At 51.3% G+C, this 23,537-nt stretch carries 16 protein-coding genes; all 16 read right to left on the reverse strand.

Going from position 1 to position 23,537, the window contains the following annotated elements; translation table 11 throughout:
• Nucleotides 1-61: 61 nt before the first annotated feature.
• Nucleotides 62-1,282, reverse strand: a complete 1,221-nt coding sequence (locus AC0YOA_RS03360) for a mandelate racemase/muconate lactonizing enzyme family protein (RefSeq protein WP_475785398.1) — start codon at nucleotides 1,280-1,282, stop codon at nucleotides 62-64.
• Nucleotides 1,283-1,304: 22 nt separating this feature from the next.
• On the reverse strand, nucleotides 1,305-3,590 hold the full coding sequence (locus AC0YOA_RS03365) for a helix-turn-helix domain-containing protein (RefSeq protein WP_475785399.1): 2,286 nt from the start codon (nucleotides 3,588-3,590) through the stop codon (nucleotides 1,305-1,307).
• A gap of 133 nt (nucleotides 3,591-3,723) precedes the next feature.
• The gene (locus AC0YOA_RS03370; RefSeq protein WP_475785400.1) at nucleotides 3,724-5,241 is read right to left on the reverse strand and encodes an extracellular solute-binding protein; all 1,518 of its coding nucleotides are present in this window, start codon (nucleotides 5,239-5,241) and stop codon (nucleotides 3,724-3,726) included.
• Nucleotides 5,242-5,308: 67 nt separating this feature from the next.
• Nucleotides 5,309-6,187 carry a carbohydrate ABC transporter permease gene (locus AC0YOA_RS03375; protein ID WP_475785401.1) on the reverse strand — a complete coding sequence of 293 codons (879 nt, stop codon included), beginning with the start codon at nucleotides 6,185-6,187 and terminating at the stop codon, nucleotides 5,309-5,311.
• A gap of 21 nt (nucleotides 6,188-6,208) precedes the next feature.
• On the reverse strand, nucleotides 6,209-7,069 hold the full coding sequence (locus tag AC0YOA_RS03380) for an ABC transporter permease (protein WP_475767290.1): 861 nt from the start codon (nucleotides 7,067-7,069) through the stop codon (nucleotides 6,209-6,211).
• 52 nt (nucleotides 7,070-7,121) lie between these two features.
• Nucleotides 7,122-8,456 carry a Gfo/Idh/MocA family protein gene (locus tag AC0YOA_RS03385; RefSeq protein WP_475785402.1) on the reverse strand — a complete coding sequence of 445 codons (1,335 nt, stop codon included), beginning with the start codon at nucleotides 8,454-8,456 and terminating at the stop codon, nucleotides 7,122-7,124.
• A 333-nt stretch (nucleotides 8,457-8,789) separates the two neighbouring features.
• Nucleotides 8,790-9,875: a mandelate racemase/muconate lactonizing enzyme family protein gene (locus AC0YOA_RS03390; RefSeq protein WP_475785403.1), complete on the reverse strand. Its 1,086-nt coding sequence runs from the start codon at nucleotides 9,873-9,875 to the stop codon at nucleotides 8,790-8,792.
• Between the two features lie 83 nt (nucleotides 9,876-9,958).
• A complete protein-coding gene (locus AC0YOA_RS03395; protein WP_475785404.1) occupies nucleotides 9,959-11,485 on the reverse strand; it encodes an extracellular solute-binding protein in 1,527 nt (508 codons plus the stop codon).
• 24 nt (nucleotides 11,486-11,509) lie between these two features.
• A complete protein-coding gene (locus AC0YOA_RS03400; protein ID WP_475785405.1) occupies nucleotides 11,510-12,388 on the reverse strand; it encodes a carbohydrate ABC transporter permease in 879 nt (292 codons plus the stop codon).
• A 55-nt stretch (nucleotides 12,389-12,443) separates the two neighbouring features.
• The gene (locus AC0YOA_RS03405; RefSeq protein ID WP_475785795.1) at nucleotides 12,444-13,367 is read right to left on the reverse strand and encodes an ABC transporter permease; all 924 of its coding nucleotides are present in this window, start codon (nucleotides 13,365-13,367) and stop codon (nucleotides 12,444-12,446) included.
• Nucleotides 13,368-13,563: 196 nt separating this feature from the next.
• A complete protein-coding gene (locus AC0YOA_RS03410) occupies nucleotides 13,564-15,864 on the reverse strand; it encodes a helix-turn-helix domain-containing protein (protein ID WP_475785406.1) in 2,301 nt (766 codons plus the stop codon).
• A 222-nt stretch (nucleotides 15,865-16,086) separates the two neighbouring features.
• Nucleotides 16,087-17,844 (reverse strand): extracellular solute-binding protein, encoded by a 1,758-nt coding sequence (locus AC0YOA_RS03415; protein WP_475785407.1) that lies wholly within the window; start codon nucleotides 17,842-17,844, stop codon nucleotides 16,087-16,089.
• Nucleotides 17,845-17,965: 121 nt separating this feature from the next.
• Nucleotides 17,966-18,865 carry a carbohydrate ABC transporter permease gene (locus AC0YOA_RS03420; RefSeq protein WP_475785408.1) on the reverse strand — a complete coding sequence of 300 codons (900 nt, stop codon included), beginning with the start codon at nucleotides 18,863-18,865 and terminating at the stop codon, nucleotides 17,966-17,968.
• Between the two features lie 26 nt (nucleotides 18,866-18,891).
• Complete coding sequence (locus tag AC0YOA_RS03425) at nucleotides 18,892-19,866, reverse strand: ABC transporter permease (RefSeq protein WP_475785409.1); 975 nt, start codon at nucleotides 19,864-19,866, stop codon at nucleotides 18,892-18,894.
• Nucleotides 19,867-20,134: 268 nt separating this feature from the next.
• Nucleotides 20,135-21,319, reverse strand: a complete 1,185-nt coding sequence (locus tag AC0YOA_RS03430; RefSeq protein ID WP_475785796.1) for an iron-containing alcohol dehydrogenase — start codon at nucleotides 21,317-21,319, stop codon at nucleotides 20,135-20,137.
• A gap of 42 nt (nucleotides 21,320-21,361) precedes the next feature.
• Nucleotides 21,362-23,416, reverse strand: coding sequence for an alpha-amylase family protein (locus tag AC0YOA_RS03435; RefSeq protein WP_475785410.1), 2,055 nt, complete (start codon nucleotides 23,414-23,416; stop codon nucleotides 21,362-21,364).
• Nucleotides 23,417-23,537: the final 121 nt, after the last annotated feature.

The following is a 23,537-nucleotide window of genomic DNA, read 5'->3' on the forward strand; positions in this document are numbered from 1 at the left end:
TCCCTTCAAGTCCCGGTGAAAATCTGGGGACTGCGGTCATTTTTTTGAACGGTTGTTCCGGTTAAACCAGGAAAGCCTTACGCAGCACGCGGTTAACCTCAGTGTGGTCCATACCCAGCCCCGGGCCTGTCGGCGCCTTCATCACACCGTCCTTGACTTCCATTTGCGGAGTGAACAGGCTGCCGGTTTCCTTAACCCCGGTTTTGTTTTCCTGAAATTTCCCGATATTCGGGATATAGGAAGCAAAATGAAGCACATATACGTAGCCGTACCCGCTGGATATGTGCGGAGTGACGGCGATCCCCTTCAATGCGGCCATTCTGGCGACCCTGGTATTTCTGATAAAGCCTCCGTTATACTGCAGATCCGGCTGCACGACCTGAGCGGCGTCATTGTCGATGATCCACCTGAATCGCCGCATGCTTGTCTCCTGCTCTCCGAATGCCAGAGGGACAGCAAGGGCGTCCGCAACCTCCCTGGTATCCTCCAGATGCTCGAAGGGACAGGGCTCTTCATAGAAGAATGCGTTGATTTCCTCCAGCATTTTGCCGTATTCGATTGCCTTGGGCGGATCGTAAGAGCCGTTCCCATCCGCATGAATGGTCATGTCCTCGCCAAATACTTTTCGCGTCAGGTAGATCAGGCTTTCCGAGCGCCCTTGAATCGAATCGGCGTTTTTGCTCATTCTGCCGCCTACCTTGAATTTGATCGCTTTTGCGCCCGTTTCTGCGACTTTGCCCTGCAGCACCTCGATTTCTTCCTCGGGCGTCGTTCCCCTGTTGCCGCTGGCTACATAAATGGGCACCTCGCTGCGGATAACGCCTCCCAGAAGGTCTCCGACCGGCTTGCCGCTTATTCGGCCCAGCATATCGAGCAGACTCGCTTCGACCCATGAGATGCAGCACCATAATGCAAGACCGGACAGCTTATAATTGCTCTCATGAACGTAAACGCCATCCAGCAGCTTTTCAAGATCGCGCGCGTCTTTTCCTATAAAATACGGAATGATCAGCTGCTTGAGCAGAAGATGCAGATACTCGGCGCGTTCGCTTGCCACTGCCACGCCTTCCGAGCCGTCCTTGGACCGGGCCCTGAGGAAATACAGCCCATTATTGAAGAGAAGCTCCATGGATTCTATAATGACCGGCGATTGAATATCATCCACCTGCAGCACCCGCGAATTGGCCGCCGCTTCCAGCTCGTCAGTGCCCACGCTGTTCTTGCCCTGGTTAAGAGAGCCGTCCAAATGCAAATAGGATAAGTCCGAATAGCTGTTCTTCATCGTTGTTTCCTCCCTGAATCATTCATTCATTGCAGCACATTTCCCGATATTGGCCCGGCGTCATGCCTGTAACCTTCTTGAAATAACGGATGAAATTTTGCGGATTATTGTATTGAAGCTTTTTGGACATATCCGCGATCCTCATTTCCGTGTCGGTCAGCCACTTCTTGGCGACCTCCATCCGGTATGCCAGCAAATAATCGGTAAAATTGGTATTCATGCTTTTCTTCAAAGCGCGCCGGATATAACTGGGATGATAATTAAGCCTTGATGCGCATTCCTCCTGGGTCAGCTCACGGTCGTATTCGCTCTGAATAATGCGGACAACTTCATTGGCTATTTTGTGAAAAGGACCCTCATTGCTCATTTCCCCCATGCGAATGGCGGGTTCGATAATTTGCCGGAGGAACCAAAGCTCGATTTCCTGCACCGTATTAAGCCTCTTAAGCTGTTCAGACAGTTGAATCGCATTCGCATTGAGCTGGGAGGCGGCGGCGTCGGACTGCTCCGTAATATACAGCAAATCGAGCAGCAGCTTGATCAGCCAGTTCTGCATCTGATTGTGCGTAAGCTCCCGGTTGGACAAAATTTGCAGAAATTCACCCAATAAGATTGCGGCCCGTCTCTCATCCGAAAATCGCACAGCCTCGACAAGCTGCTTCTCCAGATGCTCGGGAAAAAACACCATCTGCAGCTCAGGCTCCTCATCCTCAATAAAGAGGATCGTTTCGGTATCCTTCGTAATCCGGTATTTCAGCGCATCGAGCCCTTCCGCGTACGCCTTTGGCGTGGCACCGTAGGTTTTGTAAGGGCGGCTGATTCCCGCACTGACGGATAGCCCCAGATACGCCTGTATATTTTGTTGAACCTGCCTGATTGTGTCCAGCAGGAACGCCTTGAATCCATCCGTGGATTCCAGATCGCCTCTGATGACCGTAACCTGCGATTGCTCGATGACGACAGGGCTCAATCGATGCTCGAAAGACACCGTTTCCTCGACGATGTTGCTGATTGCAAACAGCAGCAAATCGCGATCACCTTCCAGGTACCGGGTACCTTCCAGCGCATTGATCTGTATGGTCACAACCGCAAGCCAGTTGAATCCTTGCGAATAGCCGAACAGCTGCAGCTGCTCCTCGATTTCCTTGGCCGGCAATCCGCCCTGCACCAGCTTGAAAATCATGAACGGCTTTAACTGCTGCCGCAGCTTCTGTACGCTGCTGGTCATATCCATATTGCTTCGGAACATCCTCTCCATCCGCCGTTCGATGACCCTGAACTCGTCATTCCGCTCCTGGGGATCCAAGACCTCGGCCGGATCGGCCATCTTCTGATAGAGCGTGCGAAGAGGCGAATAGAGCTTACTGGTCCCCCGCAGAGACAGGATAATGATCATGGCGATAATGATAACGCAAGCCCATACTGTCGCCCAGCCGATAGCCTGCGATTCGCGGCCAATGCTGTCCAGCGAAACAATCAGCAGGTAAGTCCAGCCGTTATAGGATGACTTCCGGAATGTAAATCCGTATTTTTCCTGGCCGATTTGACCCGTCCGGTAGCCGAACATTTCAGCGGCCTGCTTGATGTCTGCGAGCTGGGGCGAATCCTGCAGAGACCTGTTCATTCCTGACTTCGGACTGCTGGCAATCAGATTTCCTTTATCATCCAAAATGACCATGAATCCCAGATTGCTGCTTGTCGGCAGCAGCTTGAAAAGCTCCTGGCTCGACATTTCCGTCACAAGCAGCGCATGCGGGCTTCCCGAATAGCTCGGAAACCGCTTGACCAGGTATATATCCGAGCTTCCCGGTTTCCCGTCACTGGCATCCGAGAATTCCGTTGTCCACGCCAAGGGCTTATCGATCGCCGAGAACGATGAGATCCGGTCCGCGTCTGCGGAATCGTCCAGCCTGGCATATCCCTTGTTGCTGATCATCCATTGATGATCGATATTGATCAGATGGATGTCACGGATCCCCAGCTCGTAGATCTGGATGCGCTGCAGCATATCCAGCAATTTATCGACAAGCGGAAAATCCCTGGCTTGAATCGGCTTCTGAAGGACATCGCCAACCTCCTGCGAATTCGCAAATTGAAAGATGGAGAAGTCGACGACCTTCAACGTATTCTCAAGCTGAGTCTGGATCTGGAGCAGCAGCTGGTCATTTCCCTGCAGCACCTTGTCTTCAATCAAACCCGATGATTTGGCATAAGAAAAAATGCCCAGCACCACGACGGGAATGGCGCCGAGCAGCAAGCATAATGTAAACAGTTTGACTTGATAACGGGACAAATTCAGCAGCTTCATGTCGGTCTCTCTTTCTTTAAGCCGAGTATTACAACCGCTTACATTATCGCATAAAGATGCGATGAAGTTCTATAAATCTTCAAAGCCGCAATCTGCAGAGAACTAGACGTGCAAGCAGATTTATTACCGCCGCTTACTTGTTCATTGTTTTGGCATAATCGCTTTCATATTCGGAAATCACCTGGTCGCCGCCATTTTTCCGCCAGTTGGCTATCGCCTGCTCAAAGCCTTTCTCATCCAATTCGCCAATGATGAACTTGGTCCGGGCATCCATAATAATCTGCTCAAGCTGGCTCCCTTTCTCCATATAAGTCTGTGACAGGAGCGGCAGCGCCGGATTGGGAACGGCGTATTGTTCGTTATCCTGAATCAGTTGGTTGTATTTCGCAACATTCGGATCCAGATCGCCCGCGAGAGCCTTCTTGCCGTCAAACACCATCAGTTGGAACAGCTCGTTATAGACCTCATTGGTATAAATTTGCTCGTCGACACGCACCGCTTTGCTGCTTTCCACCTTGTAATGCTTATCTTCGATTCCCCATGACATCAGGTTCTGCACCTTCTCGTCGCCGAGTTTATCGAGAAAGGACAATACCTCCTTCAGATCGTCCTCGGTTTTGACGCTCGTCTTCGGAATCATGAAGACGCTGTTATAGCCTGTTCCCCCCTGTACTCTGATGCCGTCAGGTCCGCTGACATTCGGAATGGGATCCAGTTTGGCATCCGGGTTCAATTTGAATAAATCGGTAAACCGCGCGTTCAAATCATCATAAGCTCCAATATAGACTCCCGCCTTGCCCTGATTGATCAGTACCGTACGGTCCTTAACAACAGGAAAATCACTGTTGAACACTTTATCGGTATACATCTGTTTGAGCATCTTGAGCGTATCCATATACGGCTTCGTCATGAAATCCGGAGTCATCTTCCCGTCCTCATAGGCCCAGAGATTCGGACCTCCCATGATGGACAGGAAATGGTTAAACTGTGCGCTGTTCGAGTCGAACGAGATGCCGAACGTATCATTCTTGCCGTTTTTATCCGGATCGTCGTAAGTAAACGCTTTAATAACGTTCAGCAGCTCGTCGATTGTTTTGGGTTCCTGCAGGCCCAGATTATCCAGCCAGTCCTTGCGGATAATGATTCCGTTGCGGGCAATGGCTCTCCAGCGGTAGACACCGTATACTTTACCGTCTATGGAAATGTTGGATAACCGTGCGGGGTCCAAGGATTGCAGATTCGGATAGTCCTTCAGATAAGGTCCCAATTCCCAGAACAAGCCTGCCCGGGCCGCATCGATGATAGCCGGATTGCGGTCATCCTTCACCAGCAGCAGCTTCGGCAAATCTCCGGCAACGGCAATCGAAGCCGTGACTTTCTCACTGTAGCTTGAGCTGGGAACCCAGGTCACATTCAAGCTGGCATCCGTATATTCCTGGAGCAGCTTCATCGGCTCGCTATCCATATTTGGCGGCTCTGCCGTTAAATACTGATTCATCATCGTAATTTCTGACGGGCTTGACGATTCTGCAGGCGCAGATGCAGCGCCCTCGTTCGTTTCCCCATTGCTGCTGGCGCATGCCGAAGTGATGACCAGCGACAGAACTCCTGCAGCGAGCAGGCCTTGTTTAAGATAACGCGGAATAGCCATGAATAATTCCCCTTCCCATTTTCCTGAATATAGTTTGGTGAGCAGCTTGCTGCTTCAGCCTTCCATCCTATCCTTTGACGGAGCCGAGCAGTACCCCTTTGGCAAAATGCTTTTGCAGAAACGGATAAACCAGCAAAATCGGTACGGTCGAGACTACAATTACCGCCATCTTGATCACTTCGCCGGGAGGAGCCACATAGTCGCTCCCCATATTCTGCGAGTCTCCGACACCTCCTTGCGACAAGATCACAATTTGCCGCAGCCATACCTGAATCGGCCATTTCGCATTATCGTTAATATACAGGATAGCATTAAAGAACGTATTCCAATGGCCTACCGCGTAAAATAATGCGAAGGTAGCCATGGCCGGAAGGGAAAGCGGCAGCACAATGCGGAACAAAATCTGAAAATCGTTGCAGCCGTCAATCTTGGCCGATTCCTCCAGCCCGTCAGGCAGCTGCTGAAAGAAGTTTCTCAAGATAATCAGATTAAACGCGCTGATCGCGCTCGGGATTAACAGCGACCAGAAGCTGTCGAGCATGCCGAAGGACTTGACAACGAGAAACGTCGGAATCATCCCCCCGCTGAACAGCATCGTAAACAAGATGAGCAGCATGATGGGTCCCCCGCCCATAAATTCGTTCCTGGCCAGCGGATAGGCGGTCAGCGTCGTGAAGAAGAGGTTGATGAATGTCCCGGCAACGGTAATGAAGACCGTCACGCCCAGACTTCTCAGAATCGTCTCCGCCGAGAAGATATAGCGGTAGCCTTCGAGCGATAATTTGGTCGGAAAGAGGACAACCCCCCGGTTCAACAGCTCTTCGGAAGCAGTGAACGATCCCGACAATACAAACAAGAACGGAATGATGGCAATTAATGCGAAAACGATCAGAACCCCGGCATTCACCAGATCGAAAAAACGCGAACCAAGCGATGAACGGATCATGGCAGCAGCCTCCTTTCTTCGTTAGTAAACACCTTGTTCTCCTGCCTTCTTGGCTAATTTATTGGCTGCCAGCACCAGCATCAGACCCACAAGCGACTTGAACAGGCCGACAGCGGTGCTGAAGCTGAACTGCCCCTGCTGAACGCCGGTTGTGTACACGTAAGTATCAAACACTTCGCCAACCTCACGGTTGGTGGAATTGAGCATAAGGAAGATCTGCTCGAACCCCGTATCCAGAAAAGTGCCCAGCCGCAAAATGAACAAAATGATAATAGTGCTGCGGATCGCCGGCAGCGTAATATGCCACAGCTGTCTGATCCGTCCCGCGCCGTCCATCTTGGCTGCCTCATACAGCGTGGGATCGACCCCCGAAAGGGCGGCGAGAAAAATAATGGTTCCCCAGCCTGATTCCTTCCAGATGGATTCAAGAATAATCATCGGCCTGAACCAGCTGTTGGACATCAGAAAGTTAACCTTGTTCATCCCTGCATCAACGAGCATATCCGTGAAGATGCCGCCTTCGGACGAGAAGAAGGTATAGGCCATGCCGACGACGACTACCCACGACACAAAGTGCGGAATATAGATGAAGGTCTGTATGCTTCGCTTGAACCATTCCCGGCGCAGCTCATTAAGCATAAGCGCGATCAGAATCGGGAACGGGAAGAAAAAAATGATATTATAAATGGCCAGAATCAATGTGTTTTCAAACAAGGTCCAGAATACCGGATCGTGGAAAAAACGGTCAAAATGCTTGAAGCCGACCCACGGGCTGTTCCAGAAGCCGCGAAAGGGCAGATAGTCCTTAAAGGCAATGAGGATCCCCCACATCGGCAAATATTTGAACAGGGCAAAATAAAGCAGGCCCGGCGTCACCATCATATACAAATAACGGCTCTTGACGAATCGGCCCCAGAGCACACCGGCTTTGCCGTTACGGACGGACTGCGCCGCGTGCGTCACTTGCGGTTTCATGCGCAACGCCTCCTTCAAGCACATCATCAATCCGGATCGGACGATTCTCCCTGACCGATCTCCAGACCGCTTCACCGGTACCGACCGCATAAGCGCCGTCCCATGAGCCGGACAGAATGTCAAAGCTCCGATTCGGATCGGGACCCAGAAATATATGCTCCAGCAGCGCCGGGTCGCCGCCGCCATGCCCGCCTTCCCTGTGAACGACATGCACGGTTTCTTTGGCTCCAAACAGAGGAAAATAATCGATGGTCTGCGCCGGAACAGGAAACGGGACTCTGCCGGAAGAGTGGTATTCCATCGTTTCGATGCGCCCTCGGGTTCCGTTTATGGCAAGCCGATAGCCTTCATAGGGAAGGGAGAAATTGACGGAATACGTGAGCAGCGCCCCTCCGTTATACTTCACGTTCGCCGAATAGGTGTCCTCGATGTTGATTTCGGAATCGAAGATGCAGGCATCTGTCCGATAGTGGCTGTACGGTGCCTCTGCTCCGCCGGAATCCGGCGAACCAATATGGTCGTCCTTCACATGAACCTCCTTGCTGCGCGAGGACCAGCGCATATAATAACGGCAATCCTGCTTGACCTCGCAGGTCCCGCAATGCCGGCCGTCCTCTTTCTTCGGATTCATCTCTCCCCCGGGACCGTAATAGTTGAGTGCCCCGAAAGCGAATACCTCTATCGGCTGCTGGCCGATCCACCAGTTGACCAGATCGAAATGATGGGAGCTTTTATGAATGGAAAGCCCTCCGGATTGCTCGCGTAAGCGGTTCCAACGTTTGAAATAGCTGGCTCCGTGATACGTGTCGATATACCAGTTCAGATCGACCGAGGTGACTCTGCCCACCTTTCCTTCCAGCACCATCTCTTTGATCCGGCTGTGTATGGGCGTAAAGCGGTAATTAAAGGCAACCGTCACTTTCCCTCTGCTCCTGTTCTCAGCTTCAATAATCCGGCGGCAATCGGCGCCGGTTGTCGCCATCGGCTTCTCTGTCAGCACATCCAGATCGCACGCCAGCGCCTGAACAATATAAGAAGCATGGGTATCGTCGCGCCCCGTTACGATAATCACATCGGGACTGGTCTGTTCCACCATCGTACCGAAATCATCCGGACCGAATTCCGGGACAGGCCCAAGCCCGGGAAATTTTTGCTTGCAGACCTCGAACCTCCTTGGATCGATATCAAGCAATCCGACAATCTCGGCCTGATTGGAGAAGGTATTCATCATGGGACCGATGAACATCTTCATGCTTCGATTGCTGACCCCGCAAATTGCATATCTTCTTTTCATATTTCACCCCGCTGTTGATAGTTGTGAGCCATACCCGTGACCGGCCTTTTCATTATTCCGTACAGCCCGGTAAATGACTACAATCCTGAAAGCGACAATTGCCCTCCCAGCTCATTCGGACCTCCATATTCAGACTTTATAATCCCGATAATCCTTAAAGCTACTCAGCATAATCCTTAGAGATACCCGCAGAGTACGCGATATCTCTCATTCACAGTTTTCCTGTACGCCATCGCAGCTTCATGTTAAAAAACATAAAGGAGCTGCATCTGCTGCAGCTCCTTCACGAATCGGATATGATACGGGCACATGCTCCATACCTTACACACGGTGCTATTTCACGACAGTAAGCATGCTGTACATTTTCTCTTCATCGATCTCAATGCCAAGACCCGGTCCATCGGGCACATGAATGCGTCCTTCGCTTACTTTGAATTCCGTCTTCAGCATTTGGCCGCGCAGATTGCTTTTTTCGATTGAATACTCATAGTAGCTGGTGCACTCCGGCGTGCTGGCCGCGAGATGCAGAGCTGCCGCAAAGCCGATGCCGCGGGTCGTATTATGCGGCACGTAATGGATGCCGAACGCTCTGCACAAAGTGGCGGCTCTCTTCGCGCTCAGCAGCCCCCCGCATTTGATCGGGTCGGCCGCATACAGATGACAGCCGCCGCGGGCGATAAAATCGCGGAAGGTGAAGATATTCCAGTCCTGTTCGCCCACATGGATCGGCACAGGTATCGTTTGCGCCAGCTTCACATAGGCTTCGATATCGAAATAGGGGCAGGGCTCCTCGAAATGATGAATGCCGCAATCCTTCACTTTTTCGTACAGCTGAACCGCCTGAATATAAGTATAAGAGCTGTTGCCGTCGATCATGAGCCGGACATCCGGCCCGATGGCCTCCCGCACTCTCCGTACCTTCTCCGCATCCTCGTCCAGATCGACAGGCAGTCCGCTGCCGAATCTCGGACCAACCTTGATCTTGACGGCGCCGAAATGATAGTCGGCAATCCCCTCTTTCAGCTTCTCGACCTCCTGGTCGTGGGTGAGATCGCGGCTCATGCTGGATCCGTAGAGCGGAATCGTCTCCCGGTATTTGCCGCCGAGCAAATTATACAACGGCTGCTTCAAAAATTTCGCTTTTGCATCCCAGAGCGCGATCTCCACTCCGCTGTAGGCGGCTGCCAGCATCTGGCCGGACATTTTATAATGCTTGCGCATCACGTTCTCTTCGATCTTCTCGATGTTGAAAGGATCGCTGCCGATGATTTGCGGTTTGATGATCTGCTGGATAATCTCCACCAGAATTTCCGGGCGCATCGGGCTGCATTCCCCGAATCCGGAGACCCCTTCATCCGTATCCGCTTTTACATACAGCAGTCCGCTTGCCACATAACAGGTCAAATCCGTAACTTTCATTGTGTTTTCCTCCCATTGGACTTCTATTCCGCCAGCTTGCCGTCGGGACGGCAGCGTGCAGGTCTTGTCTTGCCTTGCCTTGACTACTTGTCTGTATCCTTGGCGTATTGTTCGTTTAATTCCTCCGTCACTTGGCCGCCGCCGGCCTTATCCCAGCTAGACACCGCGTCCTTCCAGCCTGCTTCGTCGAGCTGGCCCATAATGTATTTAATGCGCGCATCGTTGATGATTTTGTTCAAATCGGCGCTCTTCTGGTTAAACGTATCGGAAATATAGGCAGCTGCCGGATTGACCACCAGATTGCCCGCAACCGCGTTCTTCGCGTCTTTGTATTTTTGAACGTAAGGATCGATGCTGCCCTGCATGGCTCTTGACCCGTCCGCTACCTCCAGCGTTTGCTCAAGCTGGACGACTTCCGCATTGTACTTGTCCGTCTGCTCCTGCGTCCGCACCGGTTTTCCGTCTTTCATCGTGTAGTGAATGCCTTCAATTCCCCATTCAAAAATATTTTGAGCGGTTTCATCGGAAATTTTGTCAAAGTAAGCAAGAATTTGCCTAAGCTGCGCTTCCGTCTTCACGCTGGATTTGGGAAATACGAATTCCCCGGTATAGCCTGTGCTCATCAGCATGCGAACGCCCTTGCTCCCGTTAATTGAAGCGGAAACGTCAAGCTCCGCCTTCGGGTTGATCTTGAGCAGCTGCGAATGGCGCGTGATTTGGTCCGGATCGCCCAGCCGCATGCCGTATGTGCCCTTATCCATGTTGTCGATATTTTGCGGCCGGGTGGCGATCGCAAAGTCCTGATTGATCAGCTTCTCCTGATACAGCTTGCGGTAGAAATTCAAGGCGTCCATGTACTCCTGGCTGTATATAGTCGACACCAGCTTGCCGTCCTTCACGTCCCACAAATTCCCGCCCCCGAATGCCGCCAGGATGAAATTAAAGCCGCGCAGCAGGGACTCTTCCGCGACGCCGACCGTGTTGTTCTTCCCGTCCTTATCCGGATCGTCTAACGTAAATGCCTTTATCGTATTGTACAGCTCATCCGTCGTGGTCGGCGCTTTCAATCCGAGATTGTCCAGCCAATCCTTCCTGAAAATCATCCCGTCCCCGACGAGCGAACGGCTGCGGAAAATAGAATAAATTTTGCCGTCCAGCGAGACATTTTTCAATACCTGCTTGTTCAAGGATCTCTCCAGATTCGGATAATCCTTCAGAAATGGACCAATTTCCCAGAAATAGCCCGACCGCATCGCATTGACCACAGACTCCTGCCTGTCCTGAAGCAGAACCACCATCGGAAGCGAACCGGAGGCGATCGTAGCGTTCAGCTTGTCGGGATAGGTCGTGCCGGGCACCCATTGAATATCCAGCTTCGTATTCGTATATTCCTCGATCGCCTTGATGATGGGATCATCCGGACTTGGCGGCTCCGCCACGATGCTTTGATTCATCATCGTAATTTCGAACGGCTCCGTGGACTCGGCAGCGCTCTGATTCCCGGCTTGCTCGCTGCCCGTGCCGCCGCTGCAGGCTGTCGCCGCGACCATTATGCTGGCCATTGCTGCGGCCAGGAACGGTTTTCTCAATTTTTTTCCTAATCTTGACATGGTTTACCCCCTGCATCATATTTATTAACCTTTAACGGAACCCAGCATGGCGCCTTTGGCAAAATGCTTTTGTAGAAACGGATACACGCATAAGATTGGTACGGTTGAAACAACAATGACAGCCATCTTCACGATTTGCGACGGCGGTGTTATATAGGTGCTGTCGAAGGCGGCGGAATCGCCGATGCCGCCCTGCGATAAGATGACGATTTGTCTTAACCAGACCTGAACGGGCCATTTCAAATTATCATTGATGTACAGCACCGCATGGAAAAAGGAGTTCCAATGCCCCACAGCATAAAAGAGCGTGAATGTAGCCATGGCGGGAAGCGACAGCGGAATGATAATTTGCCACAGGATTCTCAAATCGTTGCAACCGTCGATTTTGGCCGCTTCCTCCAGTCCTTCCGGCAGCTGCTGAAAGAAATTCCGCAGGACGATCAGATTGAAGGCGTTGATCGCGTTAGGCAGCAGCAAGGACCAGTAGCTGTTCAGCAGGCCAAGCGATTTTACAATAAGAAATGTCGGAATCATCCCGCCGCTGAACAGCATCGAGAATGTCACCATCAGCATAATCGTCCTGCGGCCGTCCAGCTCCTTCCTCGCCAGCGGGTACGCCATCAGAGAGGTAAAAAGCAGATTGATCAGCGTTCCCGCAACCGTAATGAAGACCGTGACGCCCAGGCTTCTGAAAATAATACTCGATGAAAAAATATACTGATAGCCTGCCAATGAGAAATGCGTCGGAAACAGAATGATAGGCTTGGAGATAAACTCCTCCGGCGCAGTAAACGAACCGGCGATAATATAAATAAAGGGCAGCAGCGTGCATAGGCCAAAAAACAATAACAGCGCATAATTCACAGCATCAAATGACCGGCTTCCCAGCGTTCGATCCTTCATTCGTGGTCACCTCTTTCCAAGTAAACTAACTTATCGCCGATGAACCGAATCCGCATCAGTAGATGCCCTCTTCGCCTGCCTTCTTGGCCAGATAATTCGCTCCCAGGACGAGTACGATGCCCACCGCCGACTTGAACAGATTCGCCGCCGTCGCATAGCTGAAATGCCCCTGCTGCAGGCCGCTCGTATAAACGAACGTATCGAACACTTCTCCTACCTCGCGGTTCATCGGATTAAGCATCAGAAACACTTGTTCGAATCCGGAATCCATGAAGCTGCCCAGCCTCAGAATCAGGAGAATAATGACCGTGCTCTTGATCGCCGGCAGCGTAATATGCCACAGCTGTCTCCACCGGTTGGCGCCGTCCATGCGGGCCGCTTCATACAACTGCGTATCAACACCTGAAAGCGCTGCCAAAAATAAAATCGTTCCCCAGCCCGTTTCCTTCCAGAGCACCTGGCCGATAATCATCGGTCTGAACCATTCGTTGCTGAGCAGGAAATTGATCTTCTCGCCGCCCATCCCGATCAGGAGGTTGTTGATAAGTCCATTTTCCGGCGTAAACAAAATGTAGGCGATGCCTACGACCACAACCCAGGAAATAAAATGCGGGATGTAGATCAAGGTCTGTATGAAGCGTTTGAAAACCTCGATACGCAGCTCGTTGAGCATCAACGCGATAATAATCGGCAGCGGAAAGAAAAAAACCAGATTATAAATCGCCAGGATGATCGTGTTTCGGAAGATGAGGGCGAAGGAGTCATCCTTGAAAAATTGCAGGAAGTTGTCAAAGCCTACCCATGGACTCCCTGCAAAACCCGAGAACGGCGAATAATCCTGGAAGGCGATAAGCACGCCCCACATCGGTAAATATTTGAAGATAATAAAGTACAGCACTCCCGGAAGCAGCATGAGATAAAGCCAGCGGTTCTTGAGCAATCTTTTTGCCAATGCGGAGTTCGGACGGTAGGCTTTCAATTCTCTGGATGCTTCACTGATCAAGCTAATCCCCCTTTGCTATGCAGGTTATCGTTCACCCGTCTACCTTACCATTGGGGCGGATAACTTCATAGGCTCACAGGATAACCAACGCAAATACCCCGGTATTACCGCATACCGGGCAAGGGAATAATCATTAGATAAACTGCCGGTAATCAGGAGCCAACCTGCCGGATTATCCGCTGAACCCCTTCAGATGCTGGTCGCGGTAGGCTCCCGGGGTCATGCCGACCATTTTGCGGAAATACCGGATGAAATTCTGCGAGTTATGATAGCGCAGCTTTTCAGCAATTTGGGAAATTTTCATATCGGTTTCCTCCAGCATTTTTTTGGCGACGTCCAGCCGGTGACGGGCGAGGCATTCGCTGAAGTTCAGGCCGACTTCATTTTTCAGCACCCGGCTTATATAAGTGGGATGATAATGCAGACGGGAAGCGCATATTTCCAGCGTGAGGTCCGTATCGTATTCGTTCTGAATCATGTGAACGATTTCATAGGAAAGGCTCTGAAATTTGGTTTTCTTACGTTCTTCGAACAGCGGGATCACCGGTTTAATGATTTTGTTCCGGAACCAGTCCCGGATTTCATCAACCGTATGAAGCTCGAACAACTCCTGGAGCGGCAGCTTGTTCTCGCCGTATATGGCGTGCAGCGACAAGTCAGATTCCTGCAGCAGCTTGGCGAGATCGGCAAAGAAGCGGATAAAAGAAACCTGATAATCGATATAATTGCCGCTCTGCTTCGTAATATCCTGAATCAGCTGCTCGATGAGCGGATCCAGCGTTTCGGCTTCGGCGTATTTTATCGCCTGGATCAGCTGCTTTTCCGTTTCCTCGGGAAATGAAATGCTCTTGTTATCCTCCAGATTGATGTCTTCATAATAGAGGATCATCTTGTCAAAGGAGAGAAGCCGGTATTTGAGCGCTTCTTTGGCTTCAGCATAAGCTTGAACCGCATCCTTCAGCTGCGGATAAGCCCGGCTGACGCCGATGCTGACAGAAAGGCTCAAGTAACGCTGAACCTCTAGCTTTATTTTTTCCGCCATCGCGGCGATAAACGTCTGAAACAGCTCCAGGGATTCGTGATGCGTGTGCACAACGTTCACCTGATTCTCCTTGACGATAATGGGCAGCAGGCTTTGCTTGCCCGGAATAATGTCGCCGACCATATTATTGATGGCAAAAAGCAGCAGCTCGCGGTCCTTCTCTTCGAACCGGGTTCCTTCGAGCGTATCGATCTGCAGGACGATCACACCCATCCATTTGAGATCGGCGGGCGGGTTATGGACCATGACGGAGAGCTTGCCGTCAATTTCCGAGGGATGGAATTCTCCCTGCACAAGCTTAAGTACGAACAATTCCTGAAGCTGCCTGACCTGGCCCTGGATCTGCTGCGTCATCTGGATTTGCACATCCTGCAGGCGCACGATATTTTCGTTAATAATATCGAATTCGTTGACTTTATGACCATGCGTTCTGCCGATATTGTTGAAGCACAGCTCATACAGGCGTTGAATCGGCGAGTACAAGCGCCGCGTGAACAGGAATGCGGTTACATTGGCCAGGACGAGCAGTCCCAGACAAACCAGCAGAATCATCCAGCTTGTTCTCCATGACTCTTTCTTGATGTCCTCGAGCGGAATAAGCGATAGATAGAGCCACTGGTTGTAGGAGGACTTTTGAAATTCGATCCCTACCTTGTGATGATTGAGCTCCGCTGTCGCATGGCCCGATGACTGCTTCTCCAGATCTATGCTGTGCATGAACGTCTCAATCTCCGAGGCGGGATATGGCGTTTTTTTGTTCTGCTTGACCAGCAATTGATCCGCCGCGTCAAAAATAAAGATCTCGCCTAATGAATTGTTTTGCGATATGAACCGGTACAATTCATGAGTTGAAATTTCGGCGATGAGCAAGCCGTCCGGGTTATCCGAAATCAGGGGGATTTTTTTGACAAGACTGACGGTACTCTCGCCGGGGCTCATTGTGTTCCGGGCCAGACTGCCCTTATCGGTGGTCCAGAAAGAGTTGCCCGATAGATTGACATACTGCTTGATGCGTTCCTTATTCGTGATTGCGCTTACACGCTGAAGTCCGTAATTGCTCAATATCCAGCCGTTTTGCAGTCCGATCAAGTCGACATCCTGAAGACCGAAATCAAACCGCTGTACCTGATTCAGCCTCGAGGACAAGGCCAGCGTGAATTGAAAATTCGCTGGAGATAAATCCCGGCTCATGGACTGAACCACGTTATCATCATCAACAAGCCTTTGAAGGGATAAGTCCACTCCCTGCAGCACCTGCTCCACCCGGAGCCGGGTTTGCTCCAATATATGCCGGTTGCCTTCGTTTACCTTATCCTGGATCGACTGCGAGAACTCATAATAAAACAAAATCCCGAGTACGATAATCGGAATCGTACAAACACATGTGCTGAAAATCAGCAGCTTGGTTTGATATCTGTTTAACCGGTACATTCCAGCGCCACCTGCTTTAACTGTCGGATTTTATCATTCTATCGCATTCTAAAAATCTAGTCACGATAAATAGGAGATTACATCACTTTAAGTTTGTGAGCGGCTGGTCTTAAATTTTTCCTTTACATATAAAAAAAAGCCCGCTATGATAGCGGACTTCATTCGGACCTTAATCTTGAACGCAGCAACCATTCCCTTCCCGGGCATCAATCCCCTGTTTACTCAAGAGTTTAGTTTGCGCTGCTCGAAAACCTTTTTGGTTTGATCAGCCTGCCAGCTGATGAGCTCGTCATAGCCCAGACCTTTCGCTTTATTGATCATTTCGGTTTTCAGCTTGTCGTAATCCTGGTCGTTTTTGGCAAAGACCATTCTCCATGAGTATTGCTTGATGACGGTTGCCACCTGGTTCAGCTTTTGATTCAATGTTTGATCCATAATGGCAGCCGGCTCGGGCAGCTGCTTATTCACAGCAATTTGACCGTTTTTCTCCAGCAGCTCATGCGGGGTCAACGCGCCTACTGCTTCCCTCCACGATTTGTCAACCGGGTTCGGGTTGTCTTCCAGCACCGAGGACCAGCTGTTCCAGTCATACGGCTCGTTCGTGTTCGGATTGATATTGCTGACTTTGAGCGAAGTGTTGTTCATTTGGTTCGTTCCGTCCTTGTACTGGCCTCCGCCGAATTCGTCCGGCACCTGCGTCGTTGTATCCTTCAACGCCTTTTTGCCAAAGTCCGTCAGCACCGCTTTACCGTCCTTCATCTCCCACGTCAGGCCTTCCGGGCCATTCGTTTGTGTCATCACGCCCTCGGGGGAGTACATCCAGTTCAGGAATTCCATGATCCGTTCCGGCTGCTTCGCCTTCGAGCCGATCGCCCATAACCGGTTGCCGCCATATGGATTTTGTCCGTACGAATAAATCTTCTGATTATCAAAGCCTACCATTGCGAAGCCTTTTCCTGCATCGGTATGATTCGGCGTATTGTATGCGCTGTCGAGCCACGGGAACCAGGAATACAGCACTTGTCCATCGCGGAACTTGTTGCTGACGTCATCGAACTTCTGCGTCAGGGAGTCCGGGTCCACCAGACCCATTTGGTTCGCGTCATAATACAGCTTCAGCGTCCGCAAATAGTAGCCGTCTTCAGACAGAAGGTCCTGGTATTTCTCTTCATCCGCCGATACGAGGAGCAGACCGCTCTCGTCATAGCCCTGCATGGCCGCAAATTGCTTCGCCAACGTCATCATGTTGCCGTCCCAATCGGCCCAGAGGGAGAAGGCGTATGTCGGACGACCGCTGTCGCTCTTGGGCTCAAGCTCCTGCATCTTCTTGAGTACGGGAAGAATGGCTTCCATGTTCTCTATTTTCGGACTTCCAAGCTTCTGATACAGATCCCAGCGCATGTCGGACTGGTACGTCATTGTGTTTCCGTCAGCAGAGCCTGTTGCGCCATCCGCCGCTGCATCGAAGCCGACGCCATACACGGCTTTGCCGTCTCCGAAGTACGTTTTGTTCTTTTCGATCGCTTTGGGCACATTCGCCATAAGATCTTTGCCATACTGGTCAAGCAGACCGTTCTGTGTCCAATCGAGCACCATGCCCGCTTTGATCGCATCGCGGTAGTCCTGGCCGTCCGAGCCGAAAACAACGAGATCGCCGAGGTTGCCGGATGCCATCGTCGTAGCAAATTTGTTCGCGCCGCCTTCCAGGTTTTGCGAGATGATGTTCACTTCAAGGCCGAACTTGTCCTTCAGAACTTTGGCGAACCAGCCGCCCTGCTTCCCCGAGAAGTTTGCCAGTTGAGAGTAAACATTGATTTTATAAAGCTCCTTCGTGTCCGCCGGCTTCGTGCCATTCGCGGCGTCCGTGCCGCTGCCTGCATTGTTTGCCGCATTGTTATTGCCTTCGGAACAAGCAGCCAAACTCACGAGAAGGATGGATGCCATCAGCACGGTTGATGCTTTTTTTATAATGCTTTTCATGTCTTTACTCGACCTCCCAATAAATTCAATAATGGTTTAACAGGCACTTCCGTTTCCAATCTCATGCGGCAAAGCGCATTAAACATCACTCCTTTTCTCTTGCCGGCCCTTCAACGAATGGTCAGCCTTTGACGGCTCCGATCATGATCCCCTTGACGAAGTAGCGCTGGAAATAGGGATACACAAGCAGAATCGGGAACACGACTATCATGGTTACCGTAGTGCGGATCGACGTCGGCGTTTGCATGCTGGACAGATCGATCGCCTGGCCGCCTCCCTGCGAATTCCGGATGATCGCTGCCAGCGAGTTAGCTTCATTAATATATTTGTAAAGCACAAACTGCAGCGTATACAGCTTCGGATTTGCCATCAGGAACAATGTATCGGTAAAGGAATTCCACTGGCCGACTGCCGAGAAGATGGCGATCGTTGCCAGGATGGGAGTAATAAGCGGGAAAACGATCCGGGTAAAAATAATCCAATAGCCCGCACCGTCGATCATCGCCGATTCCTGCAGAGCTATCGGGAGCGACTCGACAAAGGTTTTGACCAGAATAACGAAAAACGGCGATACGACGCCCGGTATGATGTAAGCAAGGAAATTATTGGTCATGTGGAGGTTCATCATCGTGATATACCACGGGATAATACCGGCATTGAAATACATGGTGACGACAACAAACCTGTACCAAAACGTCCGTCCCCACATCTCTCTCTTTGTAAATATGAATCCGAGCAGAGCGGAGCCTCCCACTGTGAGCACGGTACCCAGGACCGTCCTTGACAGCGACATAAACGCAGCCTGTCCGAAGCCGGGAATTTGCAGCACCTCTATGTAGTTCGTGACATGCAGCTCTCTGGGATAGAAAGATATCAACCCGCGACTGCTGAGATCGTTGTTGCTGATTGTATTGATGAACAAATAATAAAACGGAAAGATACAAAGCAGTGCAAGGATTGCAAACACGAGATAGTTGAGCGTATGAAACGTCAGATCTCCCGCTGAGCGTTTGCTCCGCATGGTTACGACCTCCTGGCTGTTCGGGATTATACGATACTCTCGCCGCGGACGACTTTTGATAGTGTGTTGGCAAAAAAGAGCAGGATGATGCTGATGATCGACTTCAGCATGCTGACCGCCGTAGCGAATGAAAAGTTGGAGCCAAGCAGGCCGATATTATATACGTAAAGGTCCAGAACTTCGATATGATCCTTGTTAATGGCATTCTGGAATACAAAATACTGGTCCAGCCCGTTGTTGATGAAGTTGGCGATTGTCAGCATCAGCAGAACAAAATAGGTGGGCATGATACCTGGAATTGTAATATGCCAGATCGAGCGGAACCGCCCTGCGCCGTCCACCCTTGCAGCTTCATATTGCTCCTGGTCGATGCCGGAAATAGCGGCGATGTACAGAATCGCTCCCCAGCCCAGCCCTTTCCACAGGCCCCATAGTGTCATCGAAAGCCAGGTATGGCTGTCGGACGCGAGAAAATTGATCCCTCTGTCGGTCAGGCCAAGGTTGATCAGGATATGATTGATAAGACCGTTATCAACGGAAAAAAGCATAAAAGCGAAGGAGTAAACAAGCACCCAGCTGATAAAATTGGGGAGCGTAGTGAGAATCTGCACCCATTTCTTGAAGCGGGCCGATCGCATTTCGGAAAGAAAGACTGCGAAAACGACCGGAAGGAAAGAGGTCAGGATGCCAAGCGAGCTCATGGCCATCGTATTTTTCAGGACGCGCATGACCTCGGCCGTTTGTGTAGGATTGCTGAACATGGACTTGAACCACTGCATGCCTACGTATTCGGTTTCGGATAGCGGAATCCCCGGACGAAAGTTATAGAAGGAATAGACCCATCCATACAACGGCAAATAGGAAAATAAAAAAACAAGAATCATGAACGGAAATGCCATCAAAAACAATTTGTATTTGCCGGGAATATCATGCCAGATCCGCGGCTTCGGTCCCGGGTTCGCAACCGCTTTCATTTCACTGCTGATACTTGTCGATTTCATTGCCCCTCATCTCCACTACTTGTAATCAAATAACACTTCTATACTATATACAAAACCGGTTTCGCGGTAATAGTAGACAATATTATGAAACTGATGGATTTATTTAACTATTTTCGCATCATCCAATTATTTCCTTATTATTTGGGCTTGCAGGGTCGTATATATATATAAAAATCCTTATACCGCAGCCAGCCGCGATACAAGGATTCTATTAAGATCCATTCCAATAGAAAGGCATAAGATTTAGTATCCGGTACGCGTTCCTCTCTTAGCCCTGCCTCTCTTCCCCGGATATATCATAATCAAAACAAATCCGGTACAGCTCCACGAGCTCATGATGCTCAGGTATGCGCGGGTTATTAGCCGGGCTGCCGCTTGCCAGCGCATCGCCGGCCATTTTGGACAAATTCTGCTCAAAGAGCTCCCGGTCGATCCCCCAGCCGCTCAAATTCGGAATGCGCAATTTGCGGCAAAGCCGCTTCAACTCCTCGACAGCCGCATCCGCTTTGGCCCCGGCAGGCAGAGCGGCAAGCGCAGGATTAAGCAATTCTCCTATGCTGCCCAGGCGGTCCACTGCGCTTGGCTTTGTAAATTCCATAACGGCGGGAAGCAGCATGGCGTTGCTTAGTCCGTGGGGTACATGAAACAGGGCTCCGACCGGACGGGACATCCCGTGCACGAGGGTAACCGAGGCGTTGGAGAAGGCCATTCCGGCCATCATCGAGCCAACGGCCATTTGTTCTCTGGCTTGGGCATCCGTACCATCCTCGAAAGCTTTAACCAGGCCTTCTTTAATGGATTTTATAGCCCCAACGGCAAGCGAATCCGTCAATGGATGCGCTTGGCGGGACAGATACGCCTCAATCGCATGACATAATGCGTCGATGCCGGTTGCGGCCGTAACAGTGGGCGGACAGGAAACCGTCAGCAGCGGATCGACGAAAGCGGCGCGCGGCAGCAGCTCCGGCTGCTTGATCATCATCTTCACCTCATTGTCCGGATCGATGATGACGGTGATCTGGGTTACTTCTGAGCCTGTCCCGGCCGTGGTCGGTACCGCCACCAATGGCAGCGGCGGCGACTTGAACCGGTCTCCGCGCCAATAATCCCTGAGGCTGCCCGGGTTTCCCGCCATCACCGCGATGGCTTTGGCCGTATCCAGGCAGCTTCCCCCTCCAACGGCAAGAATTACGTTGCAGCCTTCCCGCCGGAGGATATCAAGGCCTTGCTCTACATGGATGAGCGTAGGTTCCGTGTGAATATCGGCGTACAACGCCGCGGACAAGCCTGCTGACCGCAGCATCTCCATGCAACGGTCGGCAATCCCCAGACCAACCATCGCCGGATCCGTGACAAGCAGAGCATGGTTCCCATATGATCCCACAGTCTCCGCAACGCTATCAAATACGCCGGGACCGTATCTTACCTGCTGAGGCACCAATAACGAACCTATCATTTCGAACCTCCCTTCAAAGCCATGATCAGATCATACTCCTCATTCCACCGTAATCAGGAAAGCCGCAAAATCATTTAACACCGGAAGCGCAAGGAGCGCATCCGCCTTGTTCATGGTCACGCTGAGCCTGGTTTGATCAACCAGATTCAGAGCTTCATGGCATGAGCCAATTCCGTGAAGCTCAATCCGGATATCATGGATGGGAAGCGGCTCGAAATAAGAGACGCCATTAAATCCGGAGAGGTTCAATAGATGAAGAATGAACTTGCGGTCATCCAGACGATGAAAGAAAATCTCTGCATGGGGCGGCGCATTCGTCGTTAATCTGACGCTGCCGTCAAGGCTGTGCTTCAGCAGATCGGACACGATGCTCTTATGATCCGCGAAGCCATGGCGATAATAGAGTTCTCCCGGCTGCCAGGGCAAATGCACGGCCAGACGCCCTGATTCAGCACGAATCCCCGCTCCGAACTGCGTCCCGGAGATCCGGTGTCCGGACGCCCGCTCCGGCGGACCGTAGGTGGACGGACTGACGAGCGGAAGCTGCTTCTGAATATGCGGTCCGTACTCCACGTCATAGAAGGCTCCATCCAGAAACACCCAGTCGCGGCTCTCAAAGCTCGGGAACAGCTGCTTGTCACCTGTCTGCAAATAAGCTGCTTCCCTGTTCAGGACTCGAAGGCCGCCTTCGGGCTTTGCACCGAATACCCGCTCCAGAAATGCCTTGTTGGCGTCGTCTTCCATAAACGACAGCCCCGTGCTGATCAGGTTCACGCCTTGGGCATGAACCTCCTCCAGAATATGAAGCTCGTCTTCCGTAAAGCTGGCGATATCGGGGATGATCAGCAGCTTATATTGAAGGAGAGCCTCTTTTTTGGCGGCCAGATTGTTTTGGTGGATCACATCAAAAACAATATGATCCTCCTTCAGCATTTTATACAGGCCCAAATACTCCGTTCTGTTTTTTTGCCGGACGTTACCCGGCTTGATCAATGCGGCATCGGCCATGGACAGGAAATGACCGTAATACCGCTCATTCTCCCGGTGATACTGGAATATGTCGGCCACAGTCTCAAGATTGTCCCTGTCCGGGTAATCGTCAAATACGCCAATGATACAGAAATCCAGCCCCGAACCGCTGGCCAGGCTCTCCTTCAGCCGGATATTCACCTCATGCCGGGATACTCCCGCGAATCGGTGAACCAGATCGACGGCATTGATACAGCAGTTGCTGACCAGCTTGTCGTCCCATGCATCCTCCAGCGACTGGACATTTTCCGATGCGGAGTACAGCCATACGGGGTGCGCCCGGCCTTTATCGGTGTTGGATTCCTTGCGGACGATGTCCACCTTATGCTCATGATAAGTAGAGATGGCGATCTCCTTGTTCTTCCCTTTCACAAAAGCGTGAATCCGGTCCAGCATCTCTCTGGTCGTCTGCTCCTGGAACTCCCTGTAGGCCCGGTATGCGGGATCGCCTTGCTCCTCCGTCTCCGGCAGCTCCATCCCGAATGCCTCGTTGAAGCGTGACCGGCAGCTGCCGCAGTAACAAATCCCGTAGTTCCGGCCGCTGTAGTCGCGGGTCTGATAGCCGAACATATTGAAGAATATGCCGTCCACATCATAATGGCTGATGACTTCATCAATGAGCTTCAGCGAATACTCGCGCTGGTAATAGCCGTTGATGCAGGTATGGACGATGCCGAAGTAATTGACTTCCCGCCCCTCCTTCGTCCGGTAAAACCATTCCGGCTGTTTCCTGAAGATCGATTCATGCGCTTTGCTGAAATCAAATCTGGCGATGAATTTCATCCCGTTGGCATGGGCTTTGTCTATGGCTTCCTTCAGCAAATCCTTCTGCTGCCCCATCGCCCTGTAATGATAATCCAGCTTGGTGGGATAAAAGGCGACGATTCCTCCCGCATTCATCATCAGGACGTTGGCCGATAGCTTCTTCAAGTCCAAGATTAACCGGTCCACGTCCAGGTTAGCGTCTGTTTCTCTAAGATTATTTTGAATCAGTCTCAGATTGTTAGCTGTCCACCACGAAGCTTCCATCGATGCACCCGGCCTCTCGCTAGTAGAATTTATCAAAGGTCCTTCTGCTTATCCTGCTTACATACGGGACTCTCCTTGACTTATTCGCCACTGCCGACGATGAGACCTGTAAGCGGTCGCAATTTCCCGGCTGTGTGCGTGTATGTCTACCTGTACC

This window comes from Paenibacillus sp. JT22N12 (assembly GCF_056269365.1).